The sequence below is a fragment of the Sphingomonas sp. genome (genome assembly GCF_964263785.1).
Taxonomy (GTDB): domain Bacteria; phylum Pseudomonadota; class Alphaproteobacteria; order Sphingomonadales; family Sphingomonadaceae; genus Sphingomonas.
This window is the reverse complement of record NZ_CAXVWL010000048.1, coordinates 1-22,010: the sequence shown is the minus strand read 5'-3', so window position 1 is coordinate 22,010 and position 22,010 is coordinate 1. Positions and strand designations below refer to the sequence as shown.

Below are 22,010 nucleotides of genomic sequence, written 5' to 3'. Positions count from 1 at the left end.
AGGAGTGAGACATGGCGACGACGGTGAGTTATCCTGGCGTCTATATCGAGGAGGTCCCGAGCGGCACGCGCGCCATCACCGGCGTCGCGACCGCGATCTGCGCCTTTGTCGGCCGCGCCCGGCAAGGGCCGGTGAATGAGCCGGTGTTCGTCAACGGCCTGGGCGATTTCGACCGGGTCTTTGGCGGGCTCTGGCTGCAATCGCCGATGAGCTTTGCGGTGCGCGACTTCTTCCTGAACGGCGGCAGCCAGGCGGTGATCGTGCGGCTGTTCTCGCCCGATCCGCAGGAGGCGCAGGACGGCAAGGCGGGCGCGGACGCGGTTGCGGCGGCGGCGCGCGGCGCGGTCGCGGGTGCCGTCAACGCTGCGGCCGTGGTGACCGCGGCGACGACTGCGGCCGATGCGCTTCCCGACGGGCAGAAGCCGGCGGGCAGCGCGGTCGCGCAGGCGGCGACCGCCGCGGTACCCGGCGCCGATGCGGATGCGGTCGCCGATGCTGCGGAGGCCAAGGCCTCGGAACTGATCGCGGCCGCGGTCACCACCGCAAAGCTCACCGTCCAGGGCCTCCACCTCGCGGCAAGCTCGCCGGGTGCGTGGAGCAATTCGCTGCGCGCGCGGATCGACCACGACGTCGTCGGGCCTGAGGCGGCATCGCTGTTCAACCTGTCGATCCGCGACGATGCCACCGGCGCGACCGAGCTGTTTCGCAACGTCTCGGTCGACCCGAACTATCCTAGGCGGATCGACAAGGTGCTGGCGCACGGTTCGGCGCTGGTGGTCGCCGACGGTGCGTTGCCGAATGCGCGTCCCCAGAAAAGCGGCGACCCTGCGCCCGGCGCCAGCTCATGGCTGGACGCAACCTCGTCGAAGGTCGCGAGCGCCGACCGCGGGCACGATGGCGACGTGCTTGGCTCCGCGGATTTCCTGACGGGCGGTGCGGCTGCCAAGACCGGACTGTACGCGCTCGACAAGACCGACCTCTTCAATCTCCTGTGCCTGCCGCCGCATGCGCTGGACGACGGGCACGACGTCGACGGCACGCTGATCTCTGCCGCCACCGCTTATTGCAAGGCGCGGCGCGCGATGCTGATCGTCGATCCGCCGTCGTCCTGGAGCAATGTGAGCCAGGCGGTGTCGGGGATCGCTTCGGGTGTCGGCGACGCCTCGGAGAATGCGGCGATCTTCTTTCCACGGCTGCTCCAGCCCAATCTGCTGCGCGGGGGCCAAGTGGAGGCGTTCGCGCCATGCGGCGCGGTGGCGGGCGTGTTCGCGCGCACCGATGCGGCGCGCGGCGTGTGGAAGGCGCCCGCCGGGCTCGACGCGACCCTGGTCGGTGTGCCGGGACTGAGCGTGCCGATGACCGACCTGGAGAACGGGCGGTTGAACCAGCTCGGCGTGAACTGCCTGCGATCGCTGCCGGCCGCCGGACGGGTAGTCTGGGGCGCGCGCACGCGGGTCGGCGACGACCGGCTGACCTCGCCGTGGAAATACGTGCCGGTGCGGCGTACCGCGCTGTTCATCGAGGAAAGCCTGTACCGCGGCACGCAGTGGATCGTGTTCGAGCCCAACGACGCGTCGCTATGGGCGCAGATCCGCATGAACGTGGGCGCTTTCATGCAGCGGCTGTTCCGGCAGGGCGCGTTCCAGGGATCGTCGGCGCGCGACGCCTATTTCGTGAAGTGCGACGGCGAGACCACCACCCAGGCCGACATCGACCTGGGCATCGTCAACATCCTGGTCGGCTTCGCACCGCTCAAGCCGGCCGAATTCGTGATCATTCGCCTGCAACAGATGACCGTCGAGAGCGAGGCCTGAGGAGGGCGCCGTGGCACAATTCACCGTCAACGCAACCCGCTTCGATCCCTACAAGAACTTCAAGTTCCGGGTGAAATGGGACAATCGCTATGTCGCCGGCGTCAGCAAGGTCAGCGCGCTGAAACGCACCACCGAAGTGGTCAAGCACCGCGACGGCGGCGATCCGAGCAGCAGCCGCAAGTCGCCGGGGCGCACCGAATACGAGGCGATCACGCTGGAGCGCGGGGTCACCCACGACAAGGATTTCGAGCAATGGGCCAACAAGGTCTGGAACTTCGGGTCCGGGCTGGGCGCGGAAGTGTCGCTCAAGGATTTCCGCAAGGACCTGATCATCGAAGTCTATAACGAGGCCGGGCAATTGGCGATCGCCTACAAGGTGTTTCGCGCATGGGTGTCGGAGTTCCAGGCGACCGCGGACCTCGATGCCAATGCCAATGCGGTGTTGATCCAGCACCTCAAGCTCGAGATCGAGGGCTGGGAACGCGACTACGACATCGGCGAACCGACCGAGCCCTCGTTCACCGAACCGGCCTGAGCCTCCGGTGGGCGGGACTTCGCCAGAGTGCGACTTGGGGTGCGCCTCGGGGTCCGGCCGGTCGGCGGACGTGGCCGCGATTCTCGACGTGCACGATGCCGGGCGCGACCGGTCGCCGACCGCACGCGCGGTGCTGCTCGCCGGGCTGCACGACACACCCGGCGAGGGCGCCGACCCGCTCGACCTGCCGGTCGGGGCGCGCGACGCCCGGCTGATCGCGCTGCGCCAGGACTGGTTCGGCACCGGCGTCGATTGCCTGTCCGAGTGCGACAGCTGCGGCGAGACGATCGAGGTCGGTTTCGACCTGCGTGCGGTGCGCGCACCGGCCGCCGAAACCGGCGCACGCGTCGAGGTGGAGGCGGAGGGGCGGAGCTGGCGCGCGCGGGTGCCCACCAGCCGCGATCTGCTCGCGGCGGAGGCACGGCGGTCGGTCGCGGGCGCGCGTGCGACGCTGCTCGAACGCTGTCTTCTCGCGCCCGCAGCCGAGCCGGGCGAGGATGCGGCGGCGGCGGTCGCGACGGCGCTGGCCGCGTGCGACGCGCAGGCCGACGTGCTGCTCGACGTCGCCTGCCCGCTGTGCGGCACCCGCGCTGCGCTGCCTTTCGACATTGCCGCGCATCTGTGGTCCGAGCTCGATCGCTGGGCGGACGCGCTGCTCGACGACGTGCACGACCTGGCGAGCGCCTATGGCTGGTCCGAGCGCGACATCCTCCACCTGCCGCCGGCGCGCCGGCTCGCCTATCTGGAAAGGGTCGGGAGAACGCCCGGCACCCCGCTGTGAGCGACTTCCTCGGCCGTCTCGCCGAGCGGGCGATCGCGGTGCCGTCGCGGTTGCGCCCGCGGCTGGTGCCGCGCTTCGCTGGAACGGCACCGCCGCCTGCCGCCAAGTGGAGCGATCGACCGGGCGCGTTCGTCGAGCAGGATGCGGACCCCGGGCGTGATCCTTTGCAGCGGGAACCGGCGCCGCGGGTGGCGCCATTGCTGCCGATAGCAGCGTCCCGGCAAGACGCGCCGGAGCCCGAAACGGGGATCGGGCAAGCGAACGAGCCCGATTGGGAGCGGGTGCCGGCGCGCGGGACCGGAAAGGCTGCTGCCGTAGTGCCGGAACCGGTGCGCGCGCCGCTGACCGGCGCGCGGGTCGAGCGAGCGCATCCTCGCTCCGCAGCAGCGGCGCCGTTCGCGCCACCGGACGACGTCGGCACGCTCGAGGCCCCGCGCGCGAGGCCCATTCCGCCGCGGCGCCCGGCGAGCGCGTCCGTTTCGCGCGACTCGGGCCAAACGGCGGCGCTCGCCACCTCGCCGATCGCAGGCCCGGAGGCGATGACCCTACTCGATATGGTGAGCACCGCGGTGCGGCCCGCGGCGTCCGAGCCGCGGGACGTGGCGGCGCCATCGTCCGGCGCGGGGGATCGCGCGGAACCGCGCTTCGCCGAACCGCCGCCGCCCCGTGCTCCGCAGATGGCAGGCCAACTCAGCGCGATGGTGGCCCCGTCCGCGCGTCCGCAAAGCCGGATGACGCCCGCGGCTGCCGAGCGCGCGCCCGATGTCAGCATCGTCATCCACCGGCTGGAGGTGCGTACGCCCGCGGATACGCCGCGGCCCGCGCGCGCGAAGGCCGCCGCCGCGCCCGCGCTCAGCCTCGACGCCTATCTGAAATCGCGGTCGCGGCCGTGAGCAACCACCTGGCCATCGCGACGGTCACCGCGGCGCTGGGCAACATCGTCCACGCTTCGGCAAAGGGTGCGGTGCCGGGCACCGGGTTGCGCTTCGGCCGGCCGCTCGCGCCCGCCGCCAATCTGCGCCAAGCGAACATCTATCTCTATCAGGCGCTGCCCTATGCGGCGCTGCGCAACGAGGACCTGCCGCAGCGCAGCCCGGCAGGCGCCGTCGTCCGCCGCCCGAGCGCACCGGTCGCGCTCCATTATCTGGTCAGCTTCTACGGCGACGACGCGAGCTTCGAGCCGGATCGGATGCTCGGCGCGGTGATCCGCGACCTGAATGCCACGCCGATGCTGCTGGCGGGCGACATCGCAGATGCGCTTGCGGGCCATGCCGTGCTCGCCGGCTCCGACCTGGCGGCAGGACCGGCGCGGGTGAAGTTCTCGGCCCTGCCGATGACGCTCGACGAGATGTCGCGGCTGTGGTCGGTGATGATCCAGACGCCGTTCGTGCTGTCCACCGCCTGGCAGGCGGAGGTGGTCCAGATCGACGCGCTGGGCGGCGTGCAGCCCGCGACGCCGGTGCTGCGCCGCGGCCCCGAAGATCGCGGACCGGAGACGAGTGCCGCGCTGCCGCCGGCCATCGACGCGCTATGGTTCGGCCCCGCGGCGCTCGCGGATCGCGTGCCGCTCCCGCCGTCGATGACCGCCGCGATGCCGGGCGGCGCCATCCGCGTCACCGGCACGCGCATCGCCGGCGATGCGCTCAGCGCCGAGATCGTCGGCGGACATGGGCTGGCGTTCGCCTGCCCGGCGACGCTCGGTAGCGACGGCAAGGCGCTTGTCCTGGTACCGGACGACCCAGCGGCGGCCGCGGCGCTGGTGGCGGGTCCCGCCGGGCTACGGCTGACCGTCACGCGCGGCGGGGACGTACAGCGTTCGGACGTCGCGCCGATGCTGCTGGCGCCGCGAATCGTCGCGCTGGCGCCCGATCCGCTGCCGGGCTCGGGGGTTACCCAGCTCGCCGTCGACTGCCTGCCGCAGGTGGGCCCCGCGCAGCGTGCGCTGCTCCGCTTGGGCGCCCTGGAGGTCGCGGCCGATCCCCATCCGGCCGCCACCGGCACGCTGTCCTTCGCCGTCGATGGCGCGACGGTCGCTGACGGGACGCTGGCGGTGCTGGTGGTCGATGGCGTTGCGAGCCAGCCGGTCCTTTTCGACGCGCCGGCGGGCGCCTTCGCCTTCGACGACGCGCAACGGGTGCACGTGTCATGAGCGCCGACTGGCAGGAGAACAACCGCGTCTACCTTGCCGCCGCCGTCGAGTGGCTGCGGTGCCGCATCGCGCTACGCCTGGACGCCGTCGCCGAGCTTGGCGCGAAGCCCGTTGCGGCGGCGGCGGTGCCCGGGGCAGCGCCCGCGGGGCGACGGCTGTGGCGTGGTGACGCATCCACCCGCACCACGCCTGCGCTCCTCCTGCCCAACCCGGCGGCGACCGATGCCGGGACCGTCGCGGCGGGCGAGCGCGAAGCCGCCGAAGCCTTGACGGCGGCAGGCGACGGGCAGCCGCGCCCGGCGCTGGCCGAGCTTGCCGAGCGGCTGAGCCTCACCCCGTTCGAGCGCGACACGCTGCTGCTGGCGGTCGCCCGCGAGATCGAACCGGCGCTGTTCGCGCGTCAGGACCGAACACCCAGTTTTGCGACGGCGACCGCGCTGTTCGACGATCCCGAATGGAACGCCGCATCACCCGACCGGCCGCTGCGCGCCTGGCAACTCGTCCGTCTGGAGGATGCGGGCCTTGCCGCACGGGCCACCGCGCCCATCGTCGCCGACGAGCGCGTGGTCAGCTTCGCCAGGGGCGTGTTCCATCTGGACGAGCGGATCGCGCCGTTCGTGACGCCGGTGCCGTCCGACGCCGCCGAGCGGCTGCCGCCGTCGCAGCGCCACGCGGCGGAGACGCTTGGCGGTATCGCCGCGGGTGCGGGGGTGGTTGCGTTAACCGGGCCGGACCGGGCGGGCAAGCGCCGTGTCGCGGCGGTCGCGGCCGGCGCGGCCGGGCTGGCGCTGTACCGCCTGGGCGTGGACATGCTGCCCGCCGATGTGGCGCAGGTGCGAGCGCTCGCGCGCCTTTGGCACCGCGAGACGCTGCTGGCGCCGCTCGGGCTGCTGGTCGAGGCGGACGAGGGCGGCGACGCGAATGCCTTGCGGCATTTCGCCGGCCGGACCGGCGGGTTCGTCGCGGTGGCGACGGACGATCCGGTGGTGCTCGATTTCGGGCGGCTGGCGCAGGTCGCGGTCGCGCTGCCGACCCCGGCCGAGCAGCGCGAAACATGGGCCCGCGCGTTGGGCGAGGGACGCGATGCGCTCGCCGTCCGGTTGGCGGAGCATTTCGCGCTCGGCACCGCCGAAATCGAAGCGATCGCCGCGCAGGCCGCGAGCGCCGGCGACGCCGAGGTGTGGGGAACCGCTCGCGAGCAGACGCGTCCCGCAGACGGCGGTCTGGTCGGGCGCGTCGAGGCGCGCGCGCGCCGCGACGACCTGGTGCTGCCCGCCCGCGAGATGGCGCTGATCGACGCGCTGATCGGGCAGGTCGGCCAGCGCGGGCGCGTCTACGACGATTGGGGTTTCCGCGAGCGGCTCAACCGGGGCTTGGGCATCAGCGCACTGTTCGCCGGGCCGAGCGGCACCGGCAAGACGATGGCCGCCGAAGTGATCGCCAACGCGCTGGAGCTCGACCTCTACCGCATCGATCTCGCCTCGGTCGTCAGCAAATATATCGGCGAAACCGAAAAGCAGCTCGCCCGCGTCTTCGACATGGCGGAGCGCGGCGGCGGCGTGCTCCTGTTTGACGAAGCGGACGCGCTGTTCGGCAAGCGCAGCGAGGTCAAGGACAGCCACGATCGTTATGCCAACATCGAGATCGACTATCTGCTGCAACGGCTGGAGGCCTTCACCGGCGTCGCGATCCTGACCACCAACATGCGTACCTCGCTCGATCCGGCGTTCACGCGCCGGCTGCGCTTCATCGTCGACTTCCCCTACCCGGACGTGGAGGAGCGGCGGCGGATCTGGGCACGCGCGCTGCCCGCCGCGGCGCCGGTCGAGGCGCTCGACGTCGCGCGGCTGGCGCAGCTCGACCTGAGCGGCGGCGACATCCATGCGGTGGCGCTCGGCGCGAGCTTCGACGCGGCCGCCGCGGGAACGCCGGTGACAATGGATCACCTGTTCGAGGCGGCCAGGCGCGAACTCCGCAAGCTCGACCGGCCGGTCGCCGAAGCCGATTTCCGCGTCGTGCCGATCGCCAGGGGGATGCGATGACGCTGTCGGTCGAGATTGGCCACCTGATCGTCGACGCCCCCGGCCCCGTCGATCCGCTGGCGATCCGTGCGGGGCTCGAGGCGGAGCTGGCGCGACGCTTCGCGGGCGGGGCGCAAGGGGTGCAGGGCGGCGCGGTCGACCGCATGTCGCTCCACCTTGCCGCCGGCGAAGGCCCGGGAGCCGGCCTGGGAGCGCGGCTGGGCGAGGCGGTGCACACCGCGGTTCACGGTGCCGGAGGCGGCCGGTGAGCACGCATCTCCATGTCCGGCCGCGCACGGCCCCTCGGCCACCGGTGTCGATGGTGGCGCGGGCGCGTTCGGGGCTGGGCGCCGGTCGCGCGCTCGATCAGGGCACGCGCGCCGAGATGGAGCGCGGCTTCGGCCATGACCTGGGCGGCGTGCGCATCCACAGCGGCCCCGGCGCCGATCGGGCGACGCATGCGCTGGGTGCGCAGGCCTATGCGCTGGGCGACGACATCGTCGCATCGTCGCGTCATGCCGGTTTCACGGGCGCTGCGGGCAAGGGACTGCTCAGCCACGAGCTGGCGCACGTGGTGCAGCAGCGCGGCGGCGGCACCGCGCCGGGCGCCGCTCACGAGGCAGCGGCCGACGGTGCCGCGCAGGCGATTGCCGCCGGGCGGCGCGCAAGCGCGCAACCCGCCGCGGCGCGCGGGGTCCAGCGCCGCATCGAGATTCGCGATGTCGGGCGTGGCGAGTTCTCCGGCATGGCGCGGGTGCCCGAGCTGATCGCGCGGCTCAACGCGATTTCGACGGCGCTGATCTTCTCGGTCGGAGACGGCGGGGTGCTCCGGGCGACGGAGAACCCTTTCGGTACCATGTCCGAGTTCGATCGCCGCATCGGGAATATCATGAAGTCCGGCGACGTGATCCCGATGCGGATGACCAACCGACAGGGGATGATGACCGGGGAGGTCAATGTGCCGGGGCCGTTCGACACGGCGGTGGGCGTGGACAGCTTCGCGACCGGCTACGTCGACATCGACGACCTGCTCGCCGCCGACGATCTGGCGCTTCAGGACGAGCTGCTGCACTTCCTGACCGAGCGAAGCCGGACGCCGAACTACGCGCGGCGGATGGGCTCCGACTTTTCACCAGCCGACTTCGACCGCGGCCACCGGGCGGGCTTCCGGGCGGAACTGGCGCTGATGCAGGATTTCTTCGGCGATCCGACGCTGCGCGCGATCGACTTCGCGCAGCGCATCTTCCGCAGCACTCGCGGCGACTTCATCCGCCTGCGCAGCCGTAACCTGGGCGGCGCGCAACGGGGCACGTTCCAGGCGCGGTTCGAGGTCGTCATCCGCGGCACCAACGAACGGATGACTCCGGAGGCCTACCGCGACCTGCTCGCCCGCGAACGCGCGCCCGCAACCCCCGTGCCGGCCGCGGCGGGGGTTGGGGCGGGGGCGGCGCCATGAGCTCGGTTCCCTTCGCGCCGCGGCTCATCAGGGGGGCGCTGGTCGGGCTCGACCCGGCGAACCCGCTCGCCAGCGTGGTGGCGTTCCAGTACAATCCCGACACGATGACGCGGCGGCTGGAGCCGCAGGGCGCGGGCAGCTCGGCGGGCGAGAAGGGCGAGGCGTACCGCCTGGCCGGTCCCCCCAAGGAGACGATCACGCTGGGCGTCGAGATCGACGCCACCGATGCGCTGGAAGAGGCGAACCCGCTTGCGGTTGCGACCGGCATCACCCCGACGCTCGCCGCGCTTGAGATGATGCTCTATCCCAAGAGCCTTGTTGTGATCGCCAACATGGCGCTGGCTGCGCTCGGCACGATCGAGATTCTGCCCGCGACCGGCCCGATGATCCTGTTCATCTGGGGGCCCACCCGTGTGCTGCCGGTGCGGGTGACGTCGATCTCTATCGCTGAGGAGGCGTATGACGCGCTGCTCAACCCGATCCGCGCCAAGGTCGATCTGACGCTGGAGGTGCTCACCTACCGTGACCAGCCGCTGACCTCGCCCGGCCGCGCGCTGTTCCTGGCGCACCAGATCGCCAAGGAGGCGCTCGCGGTCTCCAACCTCGCCAACGATCTCGGCATCCTTTCGGGGTTGAAGCTATGACGCCGTCGCCGCTCGACTCCTACCGCTTTGCCGCGAACAGCCGCTACAGGGACGCCGCAATCCTGACGACGACCTCGGCGGACGGGCAGGCGGTGCGCTATCTCGACCGGCGGCTGCTGCCCGATCCGTCGGCGATGGTCGCGTTGCGCCGGCGCGTCGTGACGGACGGCGACCGGCTGGACGTGATCGCCGCGGCCGAGATCGGCGACGCCGAATTGTGGTGGCGCGTGGCCGACGCCAACCGGGCGATGAACCCTGTCGACCTCCTCGCAGCCCCGGGCCGCCGCCTGCTCATCCCGATGCCGCTCGGCATGCCGGGAGGTGGCGGTGTTTGACGCCGCGCAACTCGTCCTGCTGATCGGTCCCGCGCCCGCGCCGCTGCCAGCGCCATTGCCCGTCATGGAGGCGATCCTGTCGGTCGAGGTGACCGGCGGGCGCGACCGCAGCGGCTTTCAGCTCAAACTCGCGCTCGGCAAGACCTCGCCGCTGCAACTCGCGATGCTGCCGCTCGGCTTCTTCGATCCGGTGGTGACGCGGGTCGTCATCGCGGTGGTCTTCAGGGGCCTGCCGAAGGTGCTGATGGACGGCATCGTCACCCGCCAGGAGCTGCAACCCGGCGACAGGCCCGGCGAAAGCGCGCTGACGCTCACCGGCGAGGATGTCAGCGTGCTGATGGACCTGGTCGAGCTGCGCATACCCTATCCCGCGATGCCCGATGCGGCGCGGGTGGCGACGATCCTGGCGCGCTATGCGGCGTTCGGGGTGGTGCCCGCGGTCGTGCCGCCGCCGGTCGTCAACGCCGACACGCCGACCGAGCGGTTCGACACGCAGAACTGCACCGACCGGGCGTATCTGCGCGAACTGGCGGCGCAGAGCGGCTATGTCTTCTTTATCGAGCCCGGACCGCTGCCGGGGCAGAGCTTTGGCTATTTCGGCCCCGACTACCGCCTGCCGATCCCGCAGCCCGCGCTCAGCGTCGACATGGATTCGGAGACCAACGTCGAGCAGTTCGGCTTCAGCTTGGAGGGGCTGGCCAAGAAGACGACGGTTATGCTGATCTACGATCCTGCCACCCACAAGGTGCCGGTGCCGATCGTCGTGCCCGCCGCCAACCCGCTGCACCTGCCGCTCGGCGCGCGCCCCAACATCCCTGCGCGCGTCGGTTTCGCCGAGGATACCGCGCGGCTGACCCCGGCCGAGGCGGCGAAGCGAGCGCTGGGCATCGCGATGCAGAATGCCGACGCGGTGAGCGGACAGGGGACGCTGGATGTCGCCGCATATGGCGCGATCCTGAGCCCGCGGATGCTGGTGGGGGTGCGCGGCGCCGGCCTGACCTACGACGGCTTCTATTACGTCGACAGCGTCACCCACAGCCTTAAACCCGGCGAATACAAGCAGCGGTTCCAGCTCTCGCGCGACGGCATGGTCTCCAACACGCCGGTAGTGGTGCCATGACGACGTCCGCCCCCGCCGGCCGCTTCATCGGCAAGTACCGCGCGACGGTCGTCAACAATGCCGATCCGATGCTGCGCGGGCGGCTGCAATTGCTCGTCCCCGACGTCTACGGCCCGGTGCCGTCGACCTGGGCGGAGGCGTGCACGCCGCTGGCCGGGCCGACCGGGCCGCCGATGGGCACCCATCTGGTGCCGCCGATCGGTGCGGGCGTGTGGGTGGAGTTCGAGCAGGGCGATCCCAATTACCCGGTGTGGGTCGGCTGCCGTTGGGGCGCGCCGTCCGACCTGCCGCCGGGCAGCGCGCTGGGCCTGCCCGGCGATCCGGCGATCGTGATTCAGTCGCTGGGCCAGCATGCGCTGGTGATCAGCGACGCGCCGCCCACTCCCGTCACCGGCGGCGTGGTGCTGCAAAGCGCCACCCGCGCGACGATCGTGGTCAACGACAGCGGCATCTACATCGACAACGGCAAGGGCGCGTCGATCGCGTTGGTCGGCCCGACCGTCACCATCAACAACGGCGCGCTCGCCGTCACCTGAAAGGAGGAACGATGCCCGGTTCTCCCGTCCCGTTCGGTTCGACCGTGCTGTGTGCCCACGCGGGCCAGGCGACCGCAAGCGCGCCCAACCTGCGCGTGACGCTGGGCGGGCAGCCCAGCGTGCTGCAACCGCCGCCCTGGGCGATCGCGGGGTGCACGCTGCCGCCGCCGCCCGCCGCCAACGGCCCGTGCGTCACCGGACAGTGGCTGGCGGGGACGACGCGGGTGCTGTCCAACGGGCAGCCGCTGGTGATCGCGCCCGCGCCTTCGCTGTGCGCGCCGAGCGGCACGCCGATGATCGCGGTCGCGCCGTTCGCGCGCGTGACGATGATGTGAGGCGGCAATGGACATCGCCTTCCCCTTCGCATTCCCCTTCGCATTTGATGCCCGCGGCCACACCGCGCAGGCGCCCCGCGACGCGCATGTCGCGCAGATGATCGAGCAGCTGCTGCTGACCCGTCCGGGCGAGCGGGTGATGCGCCCCGATCTCGGCAGCGGCCTCCACCAGGCGGTGTTCGCGCCGAACAGCCCGGAACTGGCGACCGCACTGGAATTCACCACCCGTGCCGCGCTGCAACGCCACCTGGGCGACATCATCGAGGTCCGCGCGCTGGCGATCGTGGCCGAGGAGGAGCGGCTGTCCGTCCGGCTCGACTATGTCATCCGGGAGAGCGGCGCCGCGCGGGGCGCGATCATCCCCATCACGGAGCCTGGGACATGAGCGCGTCGCCCGATCAAGGCCCCGGCCAGGCCCGGTGCGATGCGCCGCGCCGTGCCGCCGTGCGCCGGGCGGCGCTAAACGGCCTCGACGAAGTGGAGGTCGACGCAGGCCAGACGTCGCTGCGCGTCACCTTCCTGGGGCATGCGCCCGAATGGCTGGCGCCCGCCAACGTCATCGTCGAGGGCGGCCCCGGGCAGCGCGCGGTCGCCACCCGCGACATCCGGGTCGATCGCGGCGAGGACGAGGGGCTGGATGATGTGATGACGGTCTGGCTCGACCGTCCGGGCGATTCCAGCGAGTACCGCCTGCTGGTCCGCGCGCTCGATCCTCGCGGCAAGCCGACTTTGGTGCCCGACGACTTCGATCCGCGATACGCCGGCGTCGCCTTCGACTTCAAGGCGAGCTGTCCGACCGAGGGCGACTGCGCGGCCGCCGACACCTGCCCGCCGCCTGCGTTCTCAGCGCCGCCGATCGACTATCTCGCACGCGACTACCAGGGGTTTCGCCGGCTGATGCTCGACCGGCTCGCGCTCACCCTGCCCGACTGGAGCGAGCGCCATGCGGCCGACCTCGGCATCACCCTGGTCGAGGCGATCGCCACGACCGCGGACACGCTCAGTTATTATCAGGACGCGGTGGCGACCGAGGCGTATCTCGGCACCGCGCGACAGCGCATCTCGGTGCGCCGCCACGCGCGGCTGGTCGACTATGCGCTGCACGAGGGCGCGGCGGCGCGCGGCTGGGCGGCGTTCACCGTCACCGGCGGCGATCTGACGCTGGACCCCGCGGCGGTGCTGCTCACCGCTCCCGTGCCGGGGGTGGGCGAGGCGGCGGTGCCGGTCGTCCGGTATCTGGAGCATGCGCAGCCGGACCAGCCTGCTTACGAGATCGCGGGCGACGCGCCGGTGATCTTGCGTGAAGCCCGCAACGTCATCGGCTTCTACCGATGGGAGGAAACCGGCTGCCGCCTGCCGCGCGGCACCACCCGCGCGACGCTGTTCGATCCGGGCTCCGTACCGCCCGTGGAAGCCGCCGCCCCGCTTGCGACGCAACCCGCGGCCAAGAAGAAGCGCGGCGCGGCGGCTGCACCGGCCGAGGGCGAGCAGGGGCCCGGCCCCCAGCATATCCTGGGTCTCGCCGCGGGCCAGGTTCTCGTATTCGCGGAGGTGCTGGGCCCGCGCACCGGCCGCGCCGAGGATGCCGATCCTGCGCACCGCCACGCCGTTCGGCTGACGCATGCGGTCCGCGGCGTCGACCGGCTCACCGGCACCCTGGTGTGGGAGGTCGAATGGTGCGCCGAAGACGCGCTGCCGTTCGCGCTCTGCCTGGACGCGGTCGGCGCGGCGCCCGACTGCACGTGGCGCGACGGGATCAGCGTCGCCTATGGCAACGTTACCCTCGTGTCGGCGGGGGCGAGCCGTACGGTCGACCTGCCGCCGGTGCCGGCCGACGGCATCGATCCGGTCTGCGCCAGCGATTGCGAGCCGGCGGAGGATCGCGAGCGTGCCGGCCGCTACCGTCCGCGGCTGCCCGCGCCGGACCTGACCTTTGCGCTGCCGGTGCCGCGCTGGCGTGGCGATTGCCGCAGCGCCGCCGCCGCGCGGATCGTCCAGACCGACCCCGACCCCGACCCCGACCCCGCCGCGGCGCTGCCCGCGATCCGGCTGACCGGCACGCTGGGCGACGAGGATCCGCGTGCCTGGACGGCGGTGGCCGATCTGCTCGGCAGCGGCCCGGACGACCGTCACTTCGTCGTCGAGGTCGACGACGACCGCGTCGCGTGGCTGCGTTTCGGGGACGGCGATTGCGGCGCCGCGCCGCGCGCGGGCGAGCGGTTCACGGCCGCCTATCGCACCGGCAACGGCGCGGGGACGAACTTGGGCAGCGATGCGCTGGGGCTGGTCGTGTTCCGCAACGGCTTTCCCGACGGCATCGCGGTGTCGGTCCGCAATCCGCTGCCGCTGACCGGCGGGACCGCACCCGAGCCGGTCATGCATGCCAGGCTCGCCGCGCCGCACCGGTACCGCAGCCGGCTGGAGCGTGCAGTGACGCCTGCCGACTATGCCGCGATCGTCGAGCGCGACTTTTCGGCCGAGGTGCAGCGCGCCGCCGCGGCGATGCGGCGTTCGGGCGCGGCGTGGGAGGTGCAGGTGACGATAGACCCGATCGGCGGCGGCACGCCCGCGCCTGGGCTGATCGCCGCAATCACGGCTCACCTGCAGGCGTTCCGCCGGATCGGCCACGACGTCCGCGTTCTGCCGGCGCGCGAGGTGCCGGTCGTCGTCGCGATGACGGTCTGCATCGCGCCGGGGTATCTACGCGAGGCGGTCGGCCCGGCAGTGCGGCGGGCGCTCGGGCCGCAGGGGCTGTTCGCGCCCGATGCCTGGACGTTCGGCGCAGAGATCGCCGCAAGCCGCCTGATCGCCGCTGCGCAAGCGGTGCAAGGCGTGGCGCACGTCCACCTCGACCGGCTGGAGCGGCAGTTCGCGGGCGACGACGGGGAGCTCGATACGGGCGTGCTGCGCCTGGGCGCGCAGCAGGTGCCGGTGCTCGCCGACGATCCCCGCTCGCCCGGCCGGGGCACGCTGACGCTGCGGATGGGAGGCGGGCGATGAGTTGCGGATGCGAGTCCGGCGGTGGCGACACTTGCGGGTGCTGCGAGGGCGTGGCGGTGCTGGTGCCCGAGGCGCGCGAGAACCGGCCGGGGCTGTCGCGGCTGCGCTACCGCATCGGCACCCACGGCAGCTTCCTGGCGAGCCTCCAGGCGCGGCTCACCTCGCACGTGCTGGAGACGCCGGCCATCGTCGAGGGCGAAGCGCCGGGGGTGGTTCGCACCCGCCCACTCGCGGCGCTCACCGCGCGCAGCGACGATGCGACGCCCGCGCTGCTCGATGCCTGGGCGGCGGTCGGCGACGTGCTGACCTTCTACAACGAGCGGATCGCCAACGAAGGCTATCTGCGCACCGCCACCCAGTTGCGCTCGCTCCACGAACTGGCGGTGCTGCCCGGCTACCGGCCACGCCCGGGCCTGGGGTCGAGCACCTGCCTCGCCTTCGACCTCGATCCGCTGATGCCGCAGCCGATCGTGATCCCGGCGGGCACGCGGTCGCAATCGGTGCCGGGGCAGGGGCAGCTGCCGCAGGATTTCGAGACGTCCGAACCCTTGCTCGCGAGCGGCGCGTGGAACCGCCTGCCGGTGCGCCGGGGCACGCCGCAGCGACTGGCCGACATCGGCAAGGACGGGTTGTGGCTGGCGGGCACGGCCACGCGGCTGCGCGCGGGCCAGCCGTTGCTGATCGCCGGGGAGGGGGAAGAGCCGCGCGCCTTTCGCATCGTCTCGGTGAGCGAGGACGCGGCGGCCGGGCGCACCCTGGTGGCATTGCAGCGTTGGAGCGGGGTGTCGGACTTCGCCGCGGCGCTGCTGGCCAAGGCGCCCAAGGATGCGGCGATCGCGGGTGTGCAAAGCGAGCTGGCGCTGGTTGACGAGGACGATCCCGCGGCGCTGCACGCGCTGCGCGAGCAGGTGCACAAACGCCTCGCCACGCAGGTGTCGCCGCCTGGGCGCAAGTGGCTGAAGGCGGTGGAGAGCGCGCTGACTGACCGGCTCGACGAAAGCGACGACGGCGACACCGCCGACCCGCCGCAGGACGCCACCGCGCTGTGGAGCCGCCTGCTCGCGCAACCGTCGCAGCCACCGGCAAGCGCCAGCAGCCTGGCCGGGGACGCGCGCGCGCGGCTGCGCGCATCGAGCGGCGGCACGCTGGCGCTGTTGGCCGGTGCCAATGCACGGCTCGCCGAGACGCTCGCCCCCGCGCTGGCGGGCTTTCGCGAGGCGGACGACGCGCCGGCGCTGCGGGTGTGGGCGCTCCGGGCGCAGGCCGGGGTGTTCGGCCGCAACGCGCCCCGGCGCACCGCCACCGTCCAGTCGCGCGCCGGGTCCGACACCGAGATCACCACGACGACGCGCGACCTGGGCGACTGGAGCCTGGTCCGTCCGGCGCGCACCGAAGAGGAGGACATCCTGCATCTCGACGCCGCCTATGACGCGGTCGTGCCCGGATCGTGGCTGCTGATCGACGAGCGTGCCGCGGCGATCACCTCGCCCTTCGTCCAGCCGGCCGGTGGCGCCGTCGTGGCGCAGGCGCGCGAGGTGTTCGCCAGGCTGACCCGCGCCGCCTACGGCTTGTCGGGCGAGAGTACGCAGGTGCGGCTCGACCGGCCGTGGCTCCGTTATGCCGAGATGCAGGCGAACGGCAGCGTCATCGCGCTCACCAACACCGCCGTCGCGAACGTGCCCGACGACGACAGCTTCGCGGTCGTCCGTCGCACCGCGGTCTATGCGGGCAGCGAGGAATTGGCGCTGGCCGACGCACCCTCTGCCGAGCCGCTGTGCGACGGCACCGGCGGCATCGCGCTGGACGTGCTCGCGATCGGGCTCGAGCCCGGGCGGCTCGTCGCGGTCGGCGGCGAGCGTGCGGACATCCCGGGGGTCGTCGGGGTACCCGCAGCGGAGATCGCGATGATCGCCGCGGTCAGCCACACGACCGCGGGCAGCGGCGGGCAAAAGGGCGGGGATGGAGCGGCGACAGCCGCGCGTGGCTACACGACGATCACGCTCGAACGCCCGCTCGCCTATTGCTACCGCCGCGAGACGCTGAGCGTGTACGGCAACGTCGTCCGGGCGACACAGGGCCAGACCCGGCGCGAGCCGCTGGGCAACGGCGACGCCGCCGTCGCCAACCAGGCCTTCGTCCTCAAGCACGCCCCCGTCACCCATCTGCCCGCCGCGACGCCCGCGGGGGATGCGAGCACCGTCGCCATCCGTGTCGAGGACATCGCCTGGACGCGCGCCGACAGCTTCGTCGATCGCGGTGCGGGCGAGCGGATCTATACCGAGACGGCACGCGCCGACGGCACCACGCTGATCCGCTTCGGCGACGGGCGGGAGGGGGCGCGGCTGCCGACCGGCACGCTCAACATCGACGCGGTGTACCGCGAGGGGCTGGGCATATCGGGCAACCTGATCGCCGGTCAGGTGTCGCAACTGGCCGACCGGCCGCTGGGGGTGCGCGCGGTCGTCAACCCAGTCGCCGCGACCGGCGGCGCCGACCCCGAAGCGCCCGAGCTGATCCGGCGCAACGTGCCGATCGCCTCGGCGGCGCTGGGGCGGCTGGTGTCGCTCAAGGACTATGCCGATTTCGCGCGTGGTTTCGCGGGGATCGAGAAGGCGACCGCGGCGCTGCTGCCGGTGGGGCGGCGGCGGGTCGTCCACCTGACGCTCGGCGGCATCGACGATGCGGCGATCGACCTCGAATCCGATCTGCTGCGTGCGCTGCGCACCGCCTTGCGCGACCTGGGCGACCCGTCGCTGCCGATCGCGGTCGCCGGCCGTGCGCTGGTGCCGGTGGTGGTGGAGGCGCGGGTGCGGATCGCGGCGGACCGCCGCTGGGAGCGGGTCTCGGCGGACGTGCGCGCGGCGCTGGCGCAGGCGCTCGGCTATCACGCGCGCGACTTCGGGCAGGCGCTGGCGGCGAGCGAGGTCGTCGCGCTGATCCAGCGCGTACCCGGCGTGACGCGGGTCCACCTCGACCTGTTCGGCGGCCTGCCCGCGATCGCCGCCGACAGCGTGCCGCAGCCCGATGCGATCGAGGCCGCCGCCGATGCGCTGAACGGCGTCACCGAAGTGATCGTGGCACGGCCTGCGCGTGCCGGCGCGAATGGCGCGGTGTCGCCGGCGCAGATCGTCGCCCTGCTCGGCACCGGCGAGCAGACGATCGCGCTCAACCAGCAGACGTGAAGGACGCGACCATGGACCCCGATGCCATCTACCGCCTCCTCCCCGCGATCCACCGCCGCCGCGATGCGGACGCGGGCGAGCCGCTGCGCGCGCTGCTCCAGATCGTCACCGAACAGGCCGCGCTGATCGAAGCGGACATCGACCGCACCTACGACAATTGGTTTATCGAGACCTGCGAGGATTGGGTCGCGCCGTACATCGGCGAGTTGGTCGGCTATGAACCGGCGAGGGCGAAGAATGCCTCGGTCCGCCGCGAGGTCGGGCGGCTGATCGCGTGGCGGCGGCGCAAGGGCAATGCGCGACTCCTGGAGGAGCTGGCGGACGGGGTCGCGGGCTGGCCCGCGCGCGCGGTGGAAGGTGGCGAGCGGCTCGACCAGACCCGGTCCCTGCGCTTCGCGCGCACCGAGCGCGGGCGCAGCATCGACCTGCGCGCGCGGGCCACGCTGGCGCAACTGGGCGGCTGGAAGGATCGCGCCGCGCGCCTGCCCGACCTGCGCAGCGCGCGCGGCCGGAATGAGGAAGGAACGCCGGGGCCGGGCGAGGTGGGCTTGCAGGTCTGGCGGCTGCGCAGCTTGCCCGTCACCGACCAGCCCGCCGCCTGCCGAGAGGAAGCGGGGCCGCATTGCTTCACCTTCTCGGCGCTGGCCGCCGACATGCCGCTGTTCCTGCGCACCGACGAGCTGTACGACCGGCCGCTGCGGCTCACCCGCCACACGCTGGCGCTGCCGCAGCGGCGCGGCACCCGTTACGCCCGGGCGGCCGCGCATTTCGCCCAAGTCGATGATGATGGACGGATTGCGGGGTTCACCATCCGCGCACCCGGTTGGGGCGATGCGGGGGGCGCCGACGGGCTGATCCCGGCCGAGCGGATCATCCCCGCCAACCTCGAAGGCTGGCGCTACCAGCCGCCGCGCGGCCATGTCGCGGTCGATCCCGAACTCGGCCGCATCGCCTTTCCGCCGCGCCAGATCCCGCGGCGGCAGGTGCGGGTCAGCTATTACACCGGCTTCAGCGCGGGGCTCGGCGGTGGCGAATATACCCGGCCGATGCGCCGCGCGCCCGAAGCGAGCGTGGAGGTGGTGCGCGGGCTGGAGCAGTTGCAGCAGGCGCTGCGCCCGTGGCAGGGCGCCGCCGCCGAAGACGGCACGCTGGCGGCGGACCCGAACCAGCCCGCCGACCACGTCATCGAGATCGACGACAGCGGCATCTACACCCTGCCGCTCGCCCTCTATCTCGGCGAAGGCCACAGCCTGCAGATCCGCGCAGGGCAGGCGCGGCGGCCGGTACTGCGGCTGCTCGACTGGCAGGTGAGCCAGGCCGACAATTTCTTCGTCCACGGCGAGAGCGGCAGCCGGCTGGTGCTCGACGGCCTGCTGGTGTTCGGGCGCGGCATCCAGCTCGAGGGCGATCTCGCCTCCTTCACGCTGCGCCATTCCACGCTGGTACCCGGCTGGGCGCTGGGGCCGCATTGCGATCCGCGGCGGCCGTCCGAACCGAGCATCGAGGCGATCGACTGCGGCGCGTGCATCACGGTCGACCACAGCATCACCGGATCGATCCAGGTCAACACCGATGAGGTGACGACCGATCCGGTGCGCGTGCGCATCCGCGACAGCATCGTCGACGCAACCGGCATCGACTGCGACCATCCGCAATGCGAGGCGATCGGCGCGGCGGGCAGCCGGCTCGCCTTCGCGCGGCTGGAGGTCGTGCGCGCGACGATCATCGGCCGGGTGATGACGCACCAGATCGACCTGGGGGAGGACAGCCTGTTCCTGGGCGCGATGACGGTCGCGCGGCGGCAGCGCGGGTGCCTGCGCTTCTGCTACGTCGCGCCGCATTCGCGCACCCCGCGCCGCTATCGCTGCCAGCCCGACTTGGCCGACGTCGAGCCGGCTGCCGCAAGGAAGATCGCCATTCCTCTTGAGGATCGCGATGCCCCCGCTACGCGTGCGCCGGTACTTCGGGAGACCGACGGCGACGAGCCGCGTCCGGTCCGCGCGGACCCGGCGAGCGGCACGGTGCGTCCGATGTTCGACAGCCTGCGCTACGGCACCCCCGCCTACGCCCGGCTCCACCGCCGCTGCGACCCTGCGATCGTGCGCGGCGCCGGCGACCGCGGCGAGATGGGCGCGTTCCACCACCTCGGCAATCCCTGGCGCCTGGACGCACTCGCGCAGCGGCTGGCGGAGTTCGCCCCGGCCGATGTCGATGCCGGCATCCTCTTCGCGGACTGAAAGGACGACACCATGAGAGGCGATTTTTCCCGCGATAGCTTCGATCCCCTCGCCGGTTTCACCCGCGTGCTCCAGCAGCAGGGGCGGGTCCGCATCGACGCGGACGGCAACGAGGGCGAGGCGATCCAGCTCCACCTTCTGCGCCGCCTCGCCGCCGACCTGATCGGCCCGCACGGCGGCACCGCCGGCGCGTTCGCGCTGGCGGAATCCGAAAAGCTCGGCTTCGATTTCGCGATCGGACCGGGGCGCTATTACGTCGACGGCGTGGCTGTGGAGAATGGCGACCCGGTCCATTACCGTGGCGACGTCGCCGACCATCGCGGCCAGCCCGGAGCCCGCGCGGAACAGCCCAAGCCGGGAGATTTCCTCGCCTATCTCGACGTCTGGGAGCGCCACGTCAGCGCGCTCGAGCACGACGGCGCGCTCGCGCGCAACGATCCGCGGCGGCTCGCGGAGGTCGCGCTGCTCGGCCAGGATACCGCGAGCCGCGCGCAGGTCGCCTGGGCGGTCCGCCTGGCGCCGCTGGAGCGCGAGGACGACGGCAATCTGCGCGAGACCGGCGACGCAGGCGCCCTCCTCACGGCGATCCTGCCGCCAGCCCGCGGACGCCTGACCGCACGCGCGGTCGATCCGGCCGCTGCCGAGAGCGACGATCCATGCTTGGTCTCGCCGACCGCGGCCTATCGCGGCATCGAGAACCAGCTCTACCGGGTCGAGATCCGGCAGGGCGGCACCGCTGCCGAGCGCGCGACGTTCGTCTGGTCGCGCGAGAACGGATCGGTGCTGTTCGCGGTCGACGCGATCGAGGGCAAGCGCATCCGCCTGGCCGAGGGATGGCACGACGCGCGCTTCGGGCTGGACGCCGGCGATTTCGTCTCGGTGGAGGGGCCGGAGCAGCGGCTGGGCGCGCCTGCGCCGCTGGTCCGCGTCACCCGCTACGACGGCGAGGCGGTGGAGATCGACGTCGACACCGCGCCGGGGCTGGATGCGGGGGCGGGCGACGTCGTGCTGCGCCGCTGGGACCACCGCCAGCGCCCTGCGTCGGCGGGAGCAGGTCACATCGTCGGCGGCGCGATCGGCATCGTCGAGGGCGAATGGATCGCGCTGGAGGACGGCATCTCGATCCGCTTCGAAGCGGGCGGGGAGGCGGGCGCGGCACGCTACCGGGCGGGCGATTACTGGCTGATTCCGGCGCGCACCGAGATCGGCGACGTGCTCTGGCCCAGCGACGCGAACGGGCCGGTCGCGGTCGAACCGCACGGGATCGACCGGCATTTGGCGCCGCTGGGGATCGTCCAGTTCGATCCGCAAGGGCGCTTCGGCCTGCTTCGCGACCTGCGCCGCACGATCACGCCGCTCGCGCAATGACGCGACAGCGTGCGCTTCAGGCCGCAGCCGCGCCGGTGCGCCCCGCCGAACGCGCGCTGGCCGGCGTGTCGGCATCGGCGGGGCAACCGCTGGACCGCGCCACGCGCGCCGAGATGGAGCCGCTGTTCGGGCACGATTTCGGCCGGGTGCGTGTCCATACCCATGCCGCAGCCGCGGGCGCCGCGCAGGCGATCGGCGCGCGCGCCTATACCGTCGGCCACCATGTCGCCTTCGGTGCGATGCGCCACGATCCGGCGAGCGCCGCGGGGCGGCGCCTGCTCGCGCACGAACTCGCGCATGTCGTGCAGCAGTCGGGCGCCGCCGCGCCCGGCCCGGACGGACGCCTGCGCACCGCGGGTGCAGCCGAGGAACGCGCCGCGGAGCAGGCCGCGGGCCGGGTCGCGGCGGGGCGGCGGGCGCCCGCGCCGCAGCCGGTCGCCACTCCTGCGCTAGCCTGTTTCAGCGACGACAACCACCATGTCATCGAGGAAGCCGCG

The 22,010-nt window shown here is 72.5% G+C and carries 19 protein-coding genes; all 19 read left to right on the top strand.

Annotation, left to right across the window (positions count from 1 at the left end):
- Window positions 1-11: 11 nt before the first annotated feature.
- On the top strand, window positions 12-1,814 hold the full coding sequence (locus tag ACE5C1_RS06135) for a phage tail sheath family protein (protein ID WP_374943179.1): 1,803 nt from the start codon (window positions 12-14) through the stop codon (window positions 1,812-1,814).
- Window positions 1,815-1,824: 10 nt separating this feature from the next.
- A complete protein-coding gene (locus ACE5C1_RS06130; protein ID WP_374943178.1) occupies window positions 1,825-2,349 on the top strand; it encodes a phage tail protein in 525 nt (174 codons plus the stop codon).
- 70 nt (window positions 2,350-2,419) lie between these two features.
- Window positions 2,420-3,130: a hypothetical protein gene (locus ACE5C1_RS06125; RefSeq protein ID WP_374943177.1), complete on the top strand. Its 711-nt coding sequence runs from the start codon at window positions 2,420-2,422 to the stop codon at window positions 3,128-3,130.
- Window positions 3,127-4,023: a hypothetical protein gene (locus ACE5C1_RS06120; protein ID WP_374943176.1), complete on the top strand. Its 897-nt coding sequence runs from the start codon at window positions 3,127-3,129 to the stop codon at window positions 4,021-4,023. The genes ACE5C1_RS06125 and ACE5C1_RS06120 overlap by 4 nt, the downstream gene beginning before the upstream one ends.
- Window positions 4,020-5,279 (top strand): DUF4255 domain-containing protein, encoded by a 1,260-nt coding sequence (locus ACE5C1_RS06115; protein ID WP_374943175.1) that lies wholly within the window; start codon window positions 4,020-4,022, stop codon window positions 5,277-5,279. Before ACE5C1_RS06120 ends, ACE5C1_RS06115 begins: the two co-directional genes overlap by 4 nt.
- Window positions 5,276-7,321 carry an ATP-binding protein gene (locus tag ACE5C1_RS06110; protein ID WP_374943174.1) on the top strand — a complete coding sequence of 682 codons (2,046 nt, stop codon included), beginning with the start codon at window positions 5,276-5,278 and terminating at the stop codon, window positions 7,319-7,321. The genes ACE5C1_RS06115 and ACE5C1_RS06110 overlap by 4 nt, the downstream gene beginning before the upstream one ends.
- Window positions 7,318-7,569, top strand: a complete 252-nt coding sequence (locus ACE5C1_RS06105; protein WP_374943173.1) for a hypothetical protein — start codon at window positions 7,318-7,320, stop codon at window positions 7,567-7,569. The genes ACE5C1_RS06110 and ACE5C1_RS06105 overlap by 4 nt, the downstream gene beginning before the upstream one ends.
- Entirely contained in the window at window positions 7,566-8,756 is a 1,191-nt protein-coding gene (locus tag ACE5C1_RS06100) for a DUF4157 domain-containing protein (protein WP_374943172.1), read from the top strand. Before ACE5C1_RS06105 ends, ACE5C1_RS06100 begins: the two co-directional genes overlap by 4 nt.
- Window positions 8,753-9,400: a hypothetical protein gene (locus tag ACE5C1_RS06095; protein ID WP_374943171.1), complete on the top strand. Its 648-nt coding sequence runs from the start codon at window positions 8,753-8,755 to the stop codon at window positions 9,398-9,400. Before ACE5C1_RS06100 ends, ACE5C1_RS06095 begins: the two co-directional genes overlap by 4 nt.
- Entirely contained in the window at window positions 9,397-9,735 is a 339-nt protein-coding gene (locus tag ACE5C1_RS06090) for a LysM domain-containing protein (protein WP_374943170.1), read from the top strand. Before ACE5C1_RS06095 ends, ACE5C1_RS06090 begins: the two co-directional genes overlap by 4 nt.
- Complete coding sequence (locus ACE5C1_RS06085; RefSeq protein ID WP_374943169.1) at window positions 9,728-10,855, top strand: hypothetical protein; 1,128 nt, start codon at window positions 9,728-9,730, stop codon at window positions 10,853-10,855. Before ACE5C1_RS06090 ends, ACE5C1_RS06085 begins: the two co-directional genes overlap by 8 nt.
- Window positions 10,852-11,391 carry a phage baseplate assembly protein V gene (locus ACE5C1_RS06080; protein WP_374943168.1) on the top strand — a complete coding sequence of 180 codons (540 nt, stop codon included), beginning with the start codon at window positions 10,852-10,854 and terminating at the stop codon, window positions 11,389-11,391. Before ACE5C1_RS06085 ends, ACE5C1_RS06080 begins: the two co-directional genes overlap by 4 nt.
- Before the next feature lie 11 nt (window positions 11,392-11,402).
- Window positions 11,403-11,726 carry a hypothetical protein gene (locus tag ACE5C1_RS06075; protein WP_374943167.1) on the top strand — a complete coding sequence of 108 codons (324 nt, stop codon included), beginning with the start codon at window positions 11,403-11,405 and terminating at the stop codon, window positions 11,724-11,726.
- A gap of 7 nt (window positions 11,727-11,733) precedes the next feature.
- On the top strand, window positions 11,734-12,111 hold the full coding sequence (locus ACE5C1_RS06070; RefSeq protein ID WP_374943166.1) for a GPW/gp25 family protein: 378 nt from the start codon (window positions 11,734-11,736) through the stop codon (window positions 12,109-12,111).
- Window positions 12,108-14,726, top strand: a complete 2,619-nt coding sequence (locus tag ACE5C1_RS06065; protein WP_374943165.1) for a putative baseplate assembly protein — start codon at window positions 12,108-12,110, stop codon at window positions 14,724-14,726. Before ACE5C1_RS06070 ends, ACE5C1_RS06065 begins: the two co-directional genes overlap by 4 nt.
- Window positions 14,727-14,776: 50 nt before the next feature.
- Entirely contained in the window at window positions 14,777-17,908 is a 3,132-nt protein-coding gene (locus tag ACE5C1_RS06060; protein ID WP_374943164.1) for a putative baseplate assembly protein, read from the top strand.
- Window positions 17,909-17,919: 11 nt separating this feature from the next.
- On the top strand, window positions 17,920-20,145 hold the full coding sequence (locus tag ACE5C1_RS06055) for a hypothetical protein (RefSeq protein WP_374943163.1): 2,226 nt from the start codon (window positions 17,920-17,922) through the stop codon (window positions 20,143-20,145).
- Window positions 20,146-20,157: 12 nt separating this feature from the next.
- Window positions 20,158-21,513: a DUF6519 domain-containing protein gene (locus ACE5C1_RS06050; RefSeq protein ID WP_374943162.1), complete on the top strand. Its 1,356-nt coding sequence runs from the start codon at window positions 20,158-20,160 to the stop codon at window positions 21,511-21,513.
- Window positions 21,510-22,010 (top strand): DUF4157 domain-containing protein (locus tag ACE5C1_RS06045; protein ID WP_374943161.1); only part of this gene is annotated, 501 nt, incomplete at its 3' end. The genes ACE5C1_RS06050 and ACE5C1_RS06045, both read left to right, overlap by 4 nt.

What these genes read in the sequence shown, in the direction of transcription:
- ACE5C1_RS06135 (WP_374943179.1), top strand. Translation starts at nt 12, where the DNA reads ATGGCGACGACGGTGAGTTATCCTGGCGTCTATATCGAGGAGGTCCCG.
- ACE5C1_RS06110 (WP_374943174.1), top strand. Translation starts at nt 5,276, where the DNA reads ATGAGCGCCGACTGGCAGGAGAACAACCGCGTCTACCTTGCCGCCGCC.
- ACE5C1_RS06105 (WP_374943173.1), top strand. Translation starts at nt 7,318, where the DNA reads ATGACGCTGTCGGTCGAGATTGGCCACCTGATCGTCGACGCCCCCGGC.
- ACE5C1_RS06095 (WP_374943171.1), top strand. Translation starts at nt 8,753, where the DNA reads ATGAGCTCGGTTCCCTTCGCGCCGCGGCTCATCAGGGGGGCGCTGGTC.
- ACE5C1_RS06090 (WP_374943170.1), top strand. Translation starts at nt 9,397, where the DNA reads ATGACGCCGTCGCCGCTCGACTCCTACCGCTTTGCCGCGAACAGCCGC.
- ACE5C1_RS06080 (WP_374943168.1), top strand. Translation starts at nt 10,852, where the DNA reads ATGACGACGTCCGCCCCCGCCGGCCGCTTCATCGGCAAGTACCGCGCG.
- ACE5C1_RS06075 (WP_374943167.1), top strand. Translation starts at nt 11,403, where the DNA reads ATGCCCGGTTCTCCCGTCCCGTTCGGTTCGACCGTGCTGTGTGCCCAC.
- ACE5C1_RS06070 (WP_374943166.1), top strand. Translation starts at nt 11,734, where the DNA reads ATGGACATCGCCTTCCCCTTCGCATTCCCCTTCGCATTTGATGCCCGC.
- ACE5C1_RS06065 (WP_374943165.1), top strand. Translation starts at nt 12,108, where the DNA reads ATGAGCGCGTCGCCCGATCAAGGCCCCGGCCAGGCCCGGTGCGATGCG.
- ACE5C1_RS06055 (WP_374943163.1), top strand. Translation starts at nt 17,920, where the DNA reads ATGGACCCCGATGCCATCTACCGCCTCCTCCCCGCGATCCACCGCCGC.
- ACE5C1_RS06050 (WP_374943162.1), top strand. Translation starts at nt 20,158, where the DNA reads ATGAGAGGCGATTTTTCCCGCGATAGCTTCGATCCCCTCGCCGGTTTC.